Below are 14,795 nucleotides of genomic sequence, written 5' to 3'. Positions count from 1 at the left end.
ATCTCGATCATGTTGCGATCCTATATTTCATTACTAGCCCTGATCATTACCTCTTCGCTGGTAGCACAGGAAGAGCGTGATTATTACCAGATCACTAAAGTCAATATTCCCGAGGATATCAAACTCGAAGTCGGGGGGATGGATTTCATGGACGACGGCGCGCTGGCCGTCACCACCCGCCGCGGTGAAGTATGGATTATCGATAACCCCGCAGACGAAAATCCCGATTACCGTTTATTCGCTCGCGGTCTCCATGAGCCCCTCGGATTGACCATTCACGACGGCGCGATATACGTCGCCCAGCGCGGGGAGGTCACCAAACTCGGCGATCGTGACGGAGACGGTACCGCTGACGTCTACGAAACGGTTTTCGATATGCCCCTGACCGGGAATTACCACGAATACCACTACGGACCCATGTTTCTGCCGGACGGCAGCTTCGTCACCACCCGTAACGTCGGATGGGAGGGCCGCGGGGTAAGCAATTCGCCCTTCCGCGGATGGATGATGCGTTATCTGCCGGGCGAAGGCCGGCAAATTCCTTACGCCGCCGGCATGCGCAGTCCGGCCGGCTTTGGTACGAACGCCGAAGGCGACATCTTCGTAGCGGAAAACCAGGGCGACTGGATCGGATCGGGAAGAATCACCCATCTTGAGCAAGGTGACTTCGCCGGGCATCCCGCCAGTTTGGCCTGGGCAGGTGAGGAAGGCTCCACCATCGAACTGAAAGAGGATCAACTGAACGATGAGTTTCAAACCATGTACCGCGCCAAGCAGGAGTTAGGTAACGTCAAGTTGCCGGCGGTATGGTTTCCACACGGCATCCTGGGCATATCCACGGCCGCCATTATCACGGACCGCACGGGTGGAGCTTTCGGTCCCTTCACCGATCAAATGCTGGTCAGCGATCAGGGGCAGAGCAAAATCATGCGGGTGGCAATGGAGAAAGTCGAGGGAGAATACCAGGGGGTTGTATTTCCCTTCCGGAAAGGGTTCAGTTCCGGTCTGTTGCGCCTGGAATTCGGTCCAAACAACACCCTCTACGCCGGGCAGACTGCCCGCGGATGGGCGGCAACCGGTGGGGAAGAATTTGCCCTGGAACGGTTAGCGTGGACGGGAAAAACACCCTTCGAAATGTACAGCGTCCGGGCCACGGAATCGGGCTTTGACATTGAGTTCACCAAAGCCGTCGCTCCGGCGAGCGTAAGTCCGGAACGGTTTTCCTTCCAGAACTTTACGTACATCTACCACCACAACTACGGCAGCCCGGTAGTCGACATTCAGGAAAATTCGGTGGTCTCCGCTGAATTACAACCCGACGGGAAGACTGTACGCGTCACGCTGAACGAACTACGTCCGGGCTACATCTACGAGATCAAGCTCGGGGCGATCAAAGGGTTCAGCGGTGAATCGCTGCTCCATGACTTCGGTTACTACACCCTTAATGCCATCCCCGGCGGCGGGCAGGGCAGCGGAACGGCGGGTGAGATAACCGCCGAGGCAGGTTCGGAAAAACGGCCGACGGATATGCCCGACGATTGGAATGGTAAATTCGACCAGGAAATCCTGCTGGAGTCAGCACTCGGCATGAAGTACAAGCAGCAGGTCCTGAACACCACCGCGGGCGCCCGCATCAAGTTCACCTTTCAAAACCCCGATGACATGGAGCACAACTTCGTACTCACCAGCGGAAAGATGGGTGATCGGGTAGGGGAGGCCGCACTCGATCTCGGGCTGAGTGGTGCTGCCAAGGATTATATTCCGAATATCGACGAAGTGCTGGTGCATACCGAACTGGTAGCCCCCGAAACGGAAGACACCATCTATTTCACCGCACCAACCCGCCCTGGTGTATACGAGTACGTTTGTACCGTTCCTGGTCACTACAAGGTCATGCGCGGAGTGCTGATCGTTAAAGCGGAGCCCTCTCGGTAAGCTTATCCTACGTGCGAAATAACCGCGCTGAGTGCGTTCCCACCGAATCCCGTCGCATTCACCATTATTTGATTAAGCGGGGCGACACGCGAGTTTGAGGCAAGATAGGGGGGGAGCCAACACTCCCCGGCTTCCAGCATTTGCAGACCGGCGATGAGCGCCAGTGGTCCGCTGGCACCGAACGTATGGCCGGTTGCCCACTTCGTGGAGGTCAGCACCGGCTTCTGATCGCCAAAAATTGCTTGGATGGCCGCATGCTCCGCGGCGTCGCCCTTTCTGGTCCCCGGAGCGTGGGGCATAAGGAGATCCGGTATACGTGACTGACCGAGCATCGCCTGGCGCATGGCGGCCTGCAACGCTTTTCCGTCCGGCGTTATCCCGGTCGAGCTCCGCGATTGCTCACGGGCGAACCCGACTCCATCAATCCGTAGTGAAAAATTTGGGCTAATTCGTTCCAGGGCCAGAAAGCCGGCACCTTCTCCCAGCACCATGCCCGTAGGTTCGGACGTCAGCGGCCGGCAAGGATATGTGGTATGATCGGCAGGCTCGGCGTATACCCGCAAGGCCTGCATCTGGCGGATGGTGAATGGCGTAAGGGGGGCTTCCGTACCCCCCACCAATACGCGGTCGGTCAATCCCGCGGCAAGCAGGGCCATACCGTGGAGAATGGCGTGGCTGCCACTGGAGCAAGTGACACTCAGACCGGTAGTGAGTTCACCGGTTTGAAAGTAGTCGCCCAGCAAAAAGGCAAGACTCCCCAGGGTAGTACGGGGAGAGGTGCGTACCGGCGGGAAGCCGCTGTCCCGAAACTGATCGAAGGTAGCCTCCCAGGTAGTGGTCGGACCGCGACTGCAACCAACGAGGATGCTAAAATCTTCAGCCTTCCATCCGGCTGCGTCTACCGCCTGGACCGCCGCGGCGAGCGCCAGTTGACCCGCCCTGTCGGTTTCGCGCTCCTTGAAGTATTCGGTAAGTGCTTCGGGAAGGTTGTCCGTGTTGACCGGAAATACGGGCAGTCCGGTAGCGTCGTCCATTCGCCAGGTCCGTGTACCGTTTCGGTAGGTGTTTGCCGCGGAGGCTGAATCCGTTCCGGCTGCAGAAACGGCCCCGTATCCGGCTATGCTGCAGGTCATGACCATCTCTTTCGTCCTTCGGCTAGTGAGCGGATCAGGCCCGTGACTTCGGCCGGTGTATTGAAGGCGTGCAGGCAGATGCGTAGCCGTTCCGTTCCCCGCGGAACGGAAGGGGAGCGAATCGCCTTAACCAAAAAACCCTGATCGTGGAGCCACTCCTCCATTTGCATGACGGCCTGGTTGCCCGCAAAGGGGACCAACTGTATAGGTCCGGTAGTCACGTCAATCCAACCGGGTAGCAATTCCGCGGCGGTCCGGCTAAAGTGCTCGATGATGCGCAGCAGACGTCGATAGGCCTCTTCCTGCCGATGCTCAAGCAGAGAATAGGCGTGTCGGATGCCGACAATTTGACCGGGCCTGGGCCCGGTTGAAAAGATGAAGGGGCGAGAAAAATTGATAAGGTAATCGCGTAATTCCGTGCTCCCCAGTATGGCCGCGCCGTGGAAGCCGGGTGCTTTCCCGTAGGTTACTACATCAGCGAAGACCCGATCTTGAATTTGATGAGCGGCGACGAGTCCGGCGCCCCGGGGGCCGTCCAATCCGACGGAGTGGGCCTCGTCGACAATCAGCAGCGCGCCGTGTTTCGTGCAGATATCCGCCAGGGCGGATAGGGGAGCGGTATCCCCGTCCATACTAAATCTGCCCTCCGTTACGAGAAAGGTCTGTCCGTCTGACCGGGATTGACCGAGGAGGCGTTCAGCCTCCTCCACGCGATTATGTTTATACCTGCGCGCCGCCGCCCCACTGAGGCGAATGCCGTCACGCAAACTTGCGTGGATGAGCTCGTCGTAGACGATCGTGTCCGTACGGCCCGCTATACAGCTCAGCAGGCCCAGGTTAGCGGTGTAGCCGCTGCCGAAGAGTAGCGCGGCGGGGAAGCCGTGAAAGTTAGCGATCTGGTCCTCCAGCGCGATAATGCCCGGGTGATTGCCGGAAATCAGCCGGCTTCCCGGGGCAATGTGTTCGTATTTTGACTTCACCCCATGGAGGCGACTAAATCCCAGGTAATCGTTGGACCAGAAATCCACTCCGGAACGTTCGGACGGGAGTTCGCGGAACTGCCCCGCCTCGCGGAGTTCCTGGAGCCGTGCGTGTAGAAAGTCCGTATGGGCCAAAGTCTAGTCTCCCTGTTTGGTCGCCGAACGGAAGATGCGATCCCAGTTGACACCGTTAAAGAGGCTGCCTTCCTTGACCGAAAACCAGATGAATAAAGGTTTACCGAGGATGTGGGTCTCGGGGACGAAGCCCCATACGCGGCTGTCCTCCGAATTGTGGCGGTTGTCGCCCATCATCCAGTAGTAGTCCTGTTGGAAAGTATACTCGGTGATTTCCTTACCACCGAGGTAGAACTTTCCGTTGCGCATCGCGAAATCCTCATTGCCTTCGTAGACCTTGATGGGGCGCCAGTACAACTGGTAATTGCGTTCATCCAGGGTGATGGTCATGCCCCGCTGGGGAATGACGATCGGACCGTAGTCGTCCACCGTCCAGTTACCGAAGTACTTTTCGCTGTGGGGGTAGAGGCGTACGCCGTTGGGCTGGGTCTGGTCGAAAAATTCGACGGTGGCTTTCGGATAGGATCGGCGGAGTTCCGCGGCCTGCTCCTCGTTCAGGTCCAACAGGAAGCGGGTGGCGCTGACCGGTTGGATATCCATCTGTGCGATCCCCATATCCGACCACCTGGACTGGTTCGGTGGTCCGCTGAAGTTGACGTCGTAGCGGAACTGAACGTTTTTCGGTGGGGCGATCGCCTCCCCATCGATGAAGACCTGCCGGTTACGGATTTCCAGCCGGTCGCCGGGCAGGCCAACGGCACGTTTAACGTAGTGGTCCTTTTTGTCCCGGGGACGGGTTACGAGCTCGGCGCGTCCACTGCGTATAGCGGCGGCTGCATTCGGATCGATGTTCCCCATTTCGTAGTCGTTGGCCGAATACGTGCGGTACGGGAAGATATAGACGCTGTCGCCGGAGGGAACATTGAATACGACGGGGTCATAGCGGTCGATGTTCTCCAGGGCCGGCAGGCGGCGGTACGGTAGGGAAGCCCCGTCGACGTAGCTCTCCCCGCCGACCACCGGCGCCCGGTTGTGGACCAGCGGCAGCATCAGGATGGTTTCCGGTAACCGCAGGCCGTAGTTGACCTTCGATACGAATAGAAAGTCGCCCACGTTTAGGTTGCCTTCCATGGAAGGCGTAGGGATGATGTAGCTTTCGATAAGCAGCAGCCGGATCAGGGCAGCGGCGAAAATGGCGAAGATGGCCGCCTCGGCCCAGTCGCGGAGCACGGGCTTGTGAAAGACCGAATTGTTACGAAGCTTCCGTACTTCCCGATCGTCTTTCGCCTTTTCGGCCACGGCGATCTGACGTTGCCATTCCCGCTCCTCCTCCAGGATGGGGCCGCGGTAAACCGGATCCTGGGTGCCCAGCCAGCCGAAGTAGCCCCAGCTGGCCACGACGGCGAGTACGTGTTCGAAGAACCCGAAGCGGTTGAAGCTACGGGCCAGGTCGACCATCAGACCGGCAAACCAGATCATGTTGAAGTAAGGGATCAGCAGCAACAGGCTGTAGCTGCCTTTGCGCCCGACGAGTTCGGACACCACCCACATATTGTAGCCCGGAATCAGGGCATGCACGGCCGGACGACCGGCGCGGGGAAATAATCGGTATAGGGCCAGGCTAAGGCCGATGTAGCCCAGGAGGAGGACCCAGGTCAACCAAGTCATAGCATTCGTTTAATGTGGCCGCGAAGGTAAGCCTTCGCGCACGGTTCATTCCGCCGATTCGACGAAACCTTCCATCCAGAGTTTGTGGCCGCCCCGGTGGTCACGGAAAAAAACCTTCACGTATTTCCGGTAGTAGCCCGGGCTATCCGCATCGTAGGTCACCGTGATGGTGCCGATTTCGCCCGGGGGCACGGGGATATCCGAGTACTCCGACGCCGTACAGCCGCAACCGACGCGGACATTATCCACGACCAGCGGTTCGTCGGTCAGGTTCTGAAACTCGAAGGTGTAGGTCACCGGCTCGTCCTGGAAGGTATCCTCCAGGGTGACGGTGAGTGGTTGCAACCATTCTACCGGACTTTCCGGCGGCGCTAGCAGGGAGAGGGACAGGATCAGGTACAGCATTGGGTAGTAAACGTCGTGGCGGCGTGACTATTTCGTTAAGGAAAAGCTATACTTGGGCCGGCCCGCATGCGAACAGACCAACAGGCCGGTTATATCGATAAATGAATACATACATGAAAAAGCTACTTCTTGCCGCCGTGTTGATGATCACCGCCAGCACCGCGTCCTTTGCTCAGGTTGTCGTCGATGGCGTCAATATCAACAATCTTCAGGAGGTACAAATGATCCGGATGATCGCCCAGGAACGGTTCCTTTCCAGCAAGGTGACCATCTTCATTGACTACGGTCAGAGTATCGGGGGAGCTTCCCGCCAGCGCATGGAGGTGAACGATCCGGGGACGAACGACCGCATCAAGTTCAACAGCGTGATGCACGCCGTGAACTACCTCATCGCCAACGGTTGGCGCTACGTGGAGGCGATGGTGCTGCCGAGCGAAGGCAATGCCAGTACGACCGGTGGTAGTACGCAATACCTCTTTGTGCGCGAGCAATTATAGGTCCACCCGCAGCACGTGCGCCGGCCAGTAGCCAGGGTCCAGACGAACGTAATTGGCTTCGGTATTCCACCAGAACGTATCGCCGGTGAGCAGGTCCGTCACCTGGAAGTTGTTCTTCCCGATAATGTCCTGCGGAACTCCGCAATACCCGACCTGGGGATTATGCTGGTCGAAGTTGACGATGGTCCAGATGATGCTGCTGCGGTCGTCGCTGTATTTGACGTAGCTCAGCAGGTTCGGATTGCTGGAGTCGGTGAAGACGATGTTGTTCGTCTGCTGAAGAGCGGCGTGATCTTTCCGGATCTGGTTGATCCGCTTGTAGGTTTCTGTAATCCGGTTGCGGTATGACCAGTCGTAATGACGGGCCATGTACTTCTCACTGTCGTAGTACTCTTCCTTGCCGTTGGTGTTGCCGCGATTTTCCATCAGCTCGTAACTCGGGCCGTAGAGTCCGTAGCTACTCGATAAGGTGGCGGCTAGCAACAAGCGCTTGACAAACTGATTTTCGTTCGCGCCCATCATCTCGTAGGCGAGGATGTCGGGCGTATTCGGCCAGAAGTTGGGCTGCATGTAGTGGGCCAGTTCGGTGGTCGTCAGCTCTTCGACGTACTCGCGCATTTCGGCGGCACTATTCCGCCACGAGAAGTAGGTGTAACTCTGCTGGAAACCGCGTTTGGCCAATTCCGCCATGATTGCCGGGCGGGTGAATGCCTCCGCGAGGAAAATCACGTCCGGGTACAGCGCATTGGTTTCCTTAATGATGAATTCCCAGAAGCGGTAGGGCTTGGTGTGGGGGTTGTCCACCCGGAAGATCCGGATGCCGGCTTCGCACCAGTACAGGGTCACCTCCAGAAGTTCTTTCCACAGCGCCTGCCAATCGTCGCTCTCGAAGTTGATCGGAACGATATCCTGGTACTTCTTCGGTGGGTTTTCCGCGTAGGCGATGGTTCCGTCCGGACGCCAGATGAACCATTCCGGGTGCTCCTTGATGTAGGGGTGGTCCGGCGCGCACTGAAAGGCGAGGTCGAGTGCGACCTCCATGCCAAACTCCTTGGACCGGCTGATAAGATGCTTGTAATCGTCGATGTTGCCCAGCTCCGGCAGTATAGCCTTGTGACCGCCCTCGTGGGAACCGATGGCCCAGGGGCTACCGGGCTCGCCCTCCATGGCGTTGGTGGCATTGTTACGGCCCTTGCGGTTGCGGTAACCGACGGGATGCACGGGGGGCATATACAATACGTCAAAGCCGAATTCCTGAATGCGTGGCAGCAGGGCCTCGACGTCCTTGAAGGTACCCGTGCGGTTGATGTCCGGTGAGGTGGAGCGGGGAAACAGCTCGTACCAGCTGCTGAAGCGCTCCTTCTTGCGTCCTACCTTAACCTGCAGGCCCGGATCGTATACGGTGTTCAGCTGGCGGAGGGGATAATCGTGCAGGAGGGAAGCAAACTCGTCGCCGAGAACGTACTTAACGGCTTCTCCCTGATTATCACCACCCAGGCGCTGAATGGCCTCGGTGATGCGGTGCTTATCGTTACCGTCGACCTTGTCGGCTTTCTCACTTAAAAAATTTGCCCCGATCTGTAATTCCACGCCCATGTCCTGGCCGTCCGCTTCCTTTTTCTTAAAGCCTTTGTACCAGGTTTTGAGGTGATCGATCCAGGCCACGAGGCGGTAATCATAGAAGCCTTGCTCCGTCACTTCGAAACTTGCCTCCCAGAGGTCGTTGACATCTTCCTCCATCTCGACTACCTGCCAGTTATCCGTTCCTTGTTTCCGGTATTCAACCAGGGCGCGGATATAGTCGTGACTATCGCCAAAGATCTTCGCGGATACCTTCACCTTTTCGCCGACAACTTTCTTAATGGGAAATCTTCCGTTGTTTACCTGGGGGGTGACGTGGTCGATTACGGTGCGGTTCTGCATAGTCTCTTGGGAGGTTTATTGTTTTGAAGTGTTAGATGCTCGTAAAGGGATAGAAAGGATTCGCGGGGTGTACGTTCAATAGGCTTCCCCCTTTTTCTATCGTAGGGGGCTGTTGAAGGGGATAAATTCTCCAGAACCCTATCTTCGCCGCCCGAAACCACACCTGTCGGCTTCACTCCGGTGCAGCCCGGTATAAAATATAATAGCATTATGGCTTACGATCTCATCGTTGTTGGAAGCGGACCCGGCGGATACGTCGCCGCAATCAGAGCCGCCCAACTGGGCATGAAAGTAGCGGTCGTCGAGCGCGAAAGCCTGGGCGGTATCTGTCTGAACTGGGGCTGTATTCCTACCAAGGCACTCCTGAAGAGCGCTCAGGTCTTCGAGTACATCAACCACGCTTCCGATTACGGAATTGAAGTAGCGGACGCCAAAGCCGATTTCGAGAAGATGATCGGCCGTAGCCGCGGCGTTGCCGACGGCATGAGCAAGGGCATCAATTTCCTCTTCCGCAAGAATAAGATCGAGGTGCTGTCCGGAAACGGCAAACTGGTCCGGGGCAAGAAGGTCGAGGTGACCGACGAAAATGGAAAAGCCACCACTTACGATGCGGAGCACATCATCGTAGCTACCGGTGCCCGCGCCCGCGCGCTCCCGAATTTGCCCATTGACGGTGAAAAGGTCATCGGCTACCGCAAAGCCATGTCGCTGGAGAAGCAGCCCAAGCGGATGGTGGTTGTCGGTGCCGGCGCTATCGGCGTCGAGTTCGCCTATTTCTACAACAGCATCGGCACCGAAGTGACGATCGTGGAATTCATGGAGCAGGGCCTCGTCCCCCGCGAGGATCCCGAGATCTCGAAGGAACTGACTAAGATCTACAAGAAAAAAGGCATTAAAACGCTGGCTAACACGAGCGTGGAGAAGGTCGATACCAGTGGAGACACCCTCAAGGTCACCGCCAAGAACCGGAAGACGGGTAAGGAGGAAGTGATCGAATGCGACATCGTGCTGTCCGCCGCAGGCATTGCGCCCAATACCGAGAATATCGGACTGGAAGATCTCGGCATCGAAACCGAACGGGGTGTCATCCAGGTCAACGATATGTACAAAACGAACGTCCCGGGCATCTACGCCATCGGTGACGTTGTTCCCGGACCCGCTCTGGCCCACGTAGCCAGCGCGGAGGGCATCATCTGTGTCGAAAACATCGCCGGTCTCAAGCCGAAGCCGCTTGACTACGGTAACATTCCCGGCTGTACGTATTGCTCGCCGGAAATCGCGAGCGTTGGCATGACCGAGGCCGAAGCCCGGGAAGAAGGCTACGAAATCCGAGTAGGTAAATTCCCCTTCTCCGCCTCCGGAAAGGCCAGTGCCGCCGGTGCCAAGGAAGGGTTCGTCAAGGTTATCTACGACGCGAAGTACGGGGAGTGGCTAGGTGCCCACATGATCGGCTCCAATGTAACGGAAATGATCGCCGAAGTCGTTGCCGCACGCAACCTGGAGACCACGGGGCACGAGATCATCAAAAGTGTCCACCCGCACCCGACCATGAGCGAAGCCGTGATGGAAGCCACCGCCGCGGCCTACGATGAAGTGATCCATTTGTAGCCTGAACCCTCGTCCGCCCAGCGCTAGCTGGTCTGGCGACGGTCTGGGACGACATGTCTCTTCTACTTTCATGCCCCCTGGGCACACGAGCTACCGCTCGAGGAACCAGGGGGCACTACACCCGCACGCAAAAAGCCCCGTAGCACCAATCGGCACTACGGGGCTTTCTAATTTTTGAAGGACAGGCTGCCTTACTTGGTGCTGGCCTCTTCGACGGGCTTGTCTTCCTCGTCCACCTTTTTGGCGAAGCGGCTCTTACCGAATTTCTTGTTGAACTTGTCGATCCGTCCGGCGGTGTCGACGAATTGCATCTTACCGGTGAAGAACGGGTGGCTCTCGCTGGAGATCTCCAGTTTGACCAGGGGGTATTCCTTACCGTCTTCGAAGGTATCGGTGTCGCGGGTCTTGGCGCAGGATTTGCCCAGCCAGCTCACGTTAGCGTTGATATCACGGAAGATAACCTTACGGTAGGATTCGGGGTGCAGTTCCTTTTGCATCGCTTTCTAATTTTAGGAGCGCAAAGGTAAGATTTTTTTATTACATACCCTAATAACCAGCCACCTGCGGCGTAAATTCTATCTTCGCCGGGTGGCTCGCCTGCTTTTTACGCACTTTTCTCTCCTCTTCCTGCCGGTTTTACTCTCCGGGCAGGACCTGCTGATCAGTGAATTCATGGCCGACCCGACGCCCTCGCGCGGGCTCCCCCGGACCGAGTACATCGAGCTCTTCAACCCGGGCCCCATCCCCATCGCCCTGGAATCCATCGCCATCGCCAGCGGAGGTAGGGCGGCGAGCGCAGGTAAAAACGATGTTCTCCAACCGGATAGTTTCCTGGTCCTCGTACCATCAGACTCGCTAGCAGCCTGGCGCCAGCTTGGCATCCCGGTAGCCGGTATGGACCTCCCCGGCCTGACCAATTCGGGAGACGTGATCACGCTGATGGTAGAGGGCGACACGCTTGCGGAGATCCGCTACACCGAAAAATGGTATCGGGATGATAATCGGGACAATGGTGGTTATAGTCTGGAATACAATGGTTTGGACGATCCGCTTTGTCCCGGTTCCTGGACGGCTACCCGGTCCGATTCGGGCGGTACCCCGGGGAAGACCAACAGTGTTAATGGACTGGTGTTGGATGCGGATCCGCCGAAGATTGTCCGCGTGGATATTGCCGAGGATGGTTTTACACTCGTATTTGACGACGCGCTTCATGATTTCTCCCGCCTGCTGGTGGAGATTAACGGAGAATCGGTGCAGGCCGAACGATCGGCGGAGGGCTATCAGTTTGCTATACGACTGGAAGAGGGTCGGGTGTACGAGCTGGCAGTCCTTCCGGGCTATCGGGATTGTTCGGGTAATATGGCCATGGATACCTTCACGACCCAGCTATTGCGACCCGGTACACCGCGTCCACGGGATTTGCTGATCAACGAAGTGCTTTTCGACCCCGTACCGGGGGGAGGAGACTACGTGGAAATACTGAACAACTCCCTCTTGGCCATCCAACTGCAGGGTATATCGGTAGACAACACATTCGCCGTCGGTGCCCCTAAGCCAGTGGTCGCCTCCTATATTCTTCGGCCTGGACAACTCGCCGTCTTAACCGCCGACACCAACCACGTTCGGCAATTCTTCCCCCGAGCCAGTGTGTCGGCCATAATAGAAACCAATCTGCCTAGCCTTCCCAATGAACGGGGAAACATCACCCTGTTAGCGGAGGACGGGACCGTACTCGATGCCTTCGACTACACCGGCGATCTTCACGATGAGCTCCTCAATCCCACCGAAGGGGTAAGTCTGGAGCGGCTTGCCGCGGACCGGCCTACCCAGGAACGGGACAACTGGTACTCGGCGGCGTCAACCGTCGGTTATGGAACACCTACGCTGCCCAACTCGCAGCAGGTTGGGGAAGATGGAAAGGGTTCCGCGTCGTTCTACCTGGTGAGTGATTCCTTCGACCCGCGGGGCGGAATACTCCCGGATCGTCTGGAACTGGGTTACCGAGCCGGCCGGCCCGGGCTTCAGGCTACTGTGCGGGTGTTTGACGCGGCCGGCCACCTGATTCGTACGATGACCCGCGTTGCCTTGCTAGCCCGGTCCGGCAGCCTCTTCTGGGATGGCAAGGATGAGGCCGGCCGCCTGCAACCGGTAGGGGCATACGTACTTTTGATCGAAACCTTCTCGCCCGACGGTGATCGTTTCCAAAACAAACTCGTGGGCATATTGGCCGGCTGATCACCTATGGAAGCAAGCATCTTCGAATTTTTGAACCAGGATATAGCTAATCCTATTTTCGACGCCGTCCTGCCGGTTTACCGCGATAAGCTGACTTGGTTGCCCCTTTATATGTTGGTGACCTACTTACTTTGGAACCGATATGGTTACCGTAAGACACTGTACCTGTTGCTGTGCATCGGGGCCGTCATTGCCGTAGCCGATCAGCTGGCCGCTTCGGTGATCAAACCGTGGGTAGGTCGGATTCGCCCCTGCGCGACCGAGTCACTAGCGGGTGAAGTGAGGGTACTGGTGGGTTGCGGGGGAAAACTGAGCTTTCCCTCTAATCACGCTACCAATCATTTCGCGGTGGCAACCTTGCTTATGCTCACCTTTGTACGGAAATGGTACTGGCGACTAGCCTGGTTTGCCTGGGCCTTATCGATCTCCCTGGCGCAGGTGTACGTTGGAAAACATTTCCCGGGTGACATTCTGGCCGGTGCCCTGCTGGGTACGGGTATTGCTATCCTCGGGTTCCTCCTTTACCGACGTTTGGCGGGCAGGTGGGCGATAACCTAATCCGGTATTCGGACGTTTGCAGTCACTCCTGGTTTTACTACCCACCTATGGTTCTTTGGCAATATGCTCTCCTACTATTCAGCGCGCTGCTCGGCGGAGCGCTGGCAATTGTGGGAAGCGAGCGCTACCGGACGCTCTTGCCCAGTCTGCTTTCGTTCAGCGGGGCATACTTACTCGGAATCGCCGCGCTGGAACTCATCCCGGAAGTATTTGGAACGCCGGTGTCCGGCGTTGGGCTGTGGCTACTGATGGGTTTCTTCATCCAACTGTTGCTGGAAGGATTCAGCCAGGGGGTGGAGCACGGGCACGTTCACGCCCACAAAGGAGTAGGTCTGGGATTCGCGCTCCGTGTAATGATCGGCCTGGGCTTACACGCGCTGCTGGAAGGCTTACCCCTGGGGACGGGCGTGGAAGTTGCCGGCAAAGCTTACCATCACAGCGAGCATCTACTGTTCGGGATCGTCCTGCATAAGCTACCGGCGGCCTTTGCGCTGGCCCTGTTGCTACGCGGTTCCGGGTACGGGCGGCCCGTTATTTGGGTCTGCCTGGCCGTTTTCGGTCTGCTGACGCCGGCGGGCGCGGTGCTGGGGGAGTTACTCAGCATAGACCCGGTCTGGCGGGCCCGCATCCTCGCCTTGGTGGTCGGTAGTTTTCTGCACATCTCCACGACCATTCTCTTCGAGGCGGACGGCTCCCACAGCCACGGCATATCCATTCGAAAGTTTCTAATTATCGTGGCCGGTATGGGGGTGGCCTACCTGACGGCCCACTAACTCACGGGTTGTAATTCACTGCATATCACGCTTTATTCGCTTTATTCGGCGTGCGACCTTTGCAGGCATGCGTAATTCTCCCCCGCTTAGTGCCCGCACCATCGGTCTCCTGTGCTTGTTGCTGGGCGCGGTGCTATTTAGCTGCAAGGGCGTAATCATTAAGCTTGCCTACCAGTATGAGGTCAGCAGCATCAGCCTGCTCGGTTTGCGCATGATCTTTTCCCTCCCCATATTCCTCCTCATCGGCTACTTCAAAAGCGGGAAGCGGGGGGAGCGGGCGGAAATGACGGTTCGCGACTGGGTCACCATCGTCATTCTCGGCGTAGTGGGGTATTATTTGGCCAGCTACACGGACTTTCTCGGCTTGCAGTACTTATCAGCGGGCATGGAACGCGTCATTCTGTTTACGTATCCGACCCTGGTGCTTATCCTGCAGCGAGTCGTGTTCGGAACCCAAATCCGCCCGGTGCAGTGGGCGGCTACGGGCCTTTGTTATTTAGGAATCATGGTGGCGTTTAGCGGTTCGGATCTTGGGAATAATGCCAATTTCCTGCGCGGCGCCGCCCTGGTTTTCCTAAGTGGCTTTCTGTATTCAACCTACGTGATTGGCAGTGGACGTCTGGCGCCCCGGCTGGGGAACGTGCGGTTTACCAGCCTGGCGCTTACCACGTCGGCGATCGCGGTTATTTGTCACGTGTCCATCAGCAGCGAGCCGCTACTGGGGCTTCCGAATATGGTGTACGTTTACGGGGCGGTCATGGCTATCTTCTGCACGGTTATCCCGAGCTATTTGGTCACCGAAGGAATTAAACGACTCGGGGCCGGCGATGCCGCTATCGTAGGTGCCGTCGGTCCGGTGGCCACCATTGTCCTGGAGTACTACTTCCTGGGCGAAGTGATGACCTACCTACAGGCTGCGGGGGCGGGTTGCATCATAGCGGGAGTGGTGATTATCGGCCGCAGCAAGGCCTGATAAAACAAAATGTTTTATATTCGCGGACTCGA

General features: G+C 57.4%; 13 protein-coding genes. 7 read left to right on the top strand and 6 right to left on the bottom strand.

All coding sequences use genetic code 11. The features are described 5' to 3' along the window. The first annotated feature begins 9 nt into the window (after positions 1-9). Entirely contained in the window at positions 10-1,935 is a 1,926-nt protein-coding gene (locus DRW39_RS04000) for a plastocyanin/azurin family copper-binding protein (protein ID WP_116105668.1), read from the top strand. 2 nt (positions 1,936-1,937) lie between these two features. On the opposite strand, the gene DRW39_RS03995 is transcribed toward DRW39_RS04000, so the two are convergent. Genes DRW39_RS03995 through DRW39_RS03980 form a run of 4 tightly spaced genes read right to left on the bottom strand, consistent with a single transcriptional unit; the run spans position 1,938 to position 6,196 of the window. Next, positions 1,938-3,068 carry a beta-ketoacyl synthase N-terminal-like domain-containing protein gene (locus DRW39_RS03995; protein ID WP_198664781.1) on the bottom strand — a complete coding sequence of 377 codons (1,131 nt, stop codon included), beginning with the start codon at positions 3,066-3,068 and terminating at the stop codon, positions 1,938-1,940. Further along, positions 3,065-4,183 (bottom strand): aminotransferase class I/II-fold pyridoxal phosphate-dependent enzyme, encoded by a 1,119-nt coding sequence (locus tag DRW39_RS03990; RefSeq protein ID WP_116105666.1) that lies wholly within the window; start codon positions 4,181-4,183, stop codon positions 3,065-3,067. Before DRW39_RS03990 ends, DRW39_RS03995 begins: the two co-directional genes overlap by 4 nt. Positions 4,184-4,186: 3 nt before the next feature. Then, positions 4,187-5,791 (bottom strand): S26 family signal peptidase, encoded by a 1,605-nt coding sequence (locus DRW39_RS03985; protein ID WP_232830055.1) that lies wholly within the window; start codon positions 5,789-5,791, stop codon positions 4,187-4,189. 45 nt (positions 5,792-5,836) lie between these two features. Further along, complete coding sequence (locus DRW39_RS03980) at positions 5,837-6,196, bottom strand: DUF1573 domain-containing protein (RefSeq protein ID WP_116105665.1); 360 nt, start codon at positions 6,194-6,196, stop codon at positions 5,837-5,839. Between the two features lie 113 nt (positions 6,197-6,309). Here DRW39_RS03980 and DRW39_RS03975 point away from each other — a divergent pair, with 113 nt between their 5' ends. Continuing rightward, on the top strand, positions 6,310-6,693 hold the full coding sequence (locus DRW39_RS03975) for a hypothetical protein (RefSeq protein WP_116105664.1): 384 nt from the start codon (positions 6,310-6,312) through the stop codon (positions 6,691-6,693). Here DRW39_RS03975 and DRW39_RS03970 read toward each other — a convergent pair. After that, positions 6,688-8,616 (bottom strand): alpha-1,4-glucan--maltose-1-phosphate maltosyltransferase, encoded by a 1,929-nt coding sequence (locus DRW39_RS03970; RefSeq protein ID WP_116105663.1) that lies wholly within the window; start codon positions 8,614-8,616, stop codon positions 6,688-6,690. The genes DRW39_RS03975 and DRW39_RS03970 overlap by 6 nt on opposite strands. A 210-nt stretch (positions 8,617-8,826) precedes the next feature. Here DRW39_RS03970 and lpdA point away from each other — a divergent pair, with 210 nt between their 5' ends. Further along, entirely contained in the window at positions 8,827-10,224 is a 1,398-nt protein-coding gene (lpdA, locus tag DRW39_RS03965; RefSeq protein WP_116105662.1) for a dihydrolipoyl dehydrogenase, read from the top strand. 191 nt (positions 10,225-10,415) lie between these two features. On the opposite strand, the gene DRW39_RS03960 is transcribed toward lpdA, so the two are convergent. Continuing rightward, positions 10,416-10,721 (bottom strand): type B 50S ribosomal protein L31, encoded by a 306-nt coding sequence (locus DRW39_RS03960; RefSeq protein WP_116105661.1) that lies wholly within the window; start codon positions 10,719-10,721, stop codon positions 10,416-10,418. A gap of 91 nt (positions 10,722-10,812) precedes the next feature. Between DRW39_RS03960 and DRW39_RS03955 the strand changes: the two genes are divergently transcribed. The 4 genes from DRW39_RS03955 to DRW39_RS03940 all read left to right on the top strand — a co-directional run bounded on the left by DRW39_RS03955 (position 10,813) and on the right by DRW39_RS03940 (position 14,763). Continuing rightward, positions 10,813-12,459: a lamin tail domain-containing protein gene (locus DRW39_RS03955; RefSeq protein ID WP_116105660.1), complete on the top strand. Its 1,647-nt coding sequence runs from the start codon at positions 10,813-10,815 to the stop codon at positions 12,457-12,459. A gap of 6 nt (positions 12,460-12,465) precedes the next feature. Beyond that, on the top strand, positions 12,466-13,017 hold the full coding sequence (locus DRW39_RS03950) for a phosphatase PAP2 family protein (protein ID WP_116105659.1): 552 nt from the start codon (positions 12,466-12,468) through the stop codon (positions 13,015-13,017). A gap of 47 nt (positions 13,018-13,064) precedes the next feature. Beyond that, positions 13,065-13,790, top strand: coding sequence for a ZIP family metal transporter (locus DRW39_RS03945; RefSeq protein WP_116105658.1), 726 nt, complete (start codon positions 13,065-13,067; stop codon positions 13,788-13,790). A 67-nt stretch (positions 13,791-13,857) separates the two neighbouring features. Then, positions 13,858-14,763, top strand: a complete 906-nt coding sequence (locus DRW39_RS03940; protein WP_116105657.1) for a DMT family transporter — start codon at positions 13,858-13,860, stop codon at positions 14,761-14,763. The last annotated feature ends 32 nt before the right edge of the window (positions 14,764-14,795 follow it).

This window comes from Lewinella sp. IMCC34191, from assembly GCF_003390935.1.
GTDB lineage: Bacteria > Bacteroidota > Bacteroidia > Chitinophagales > Saprospiraceae > Neolewinella.
This window is presented reverse-complemented; position numbering and strand designations above follow the sequence as displayed.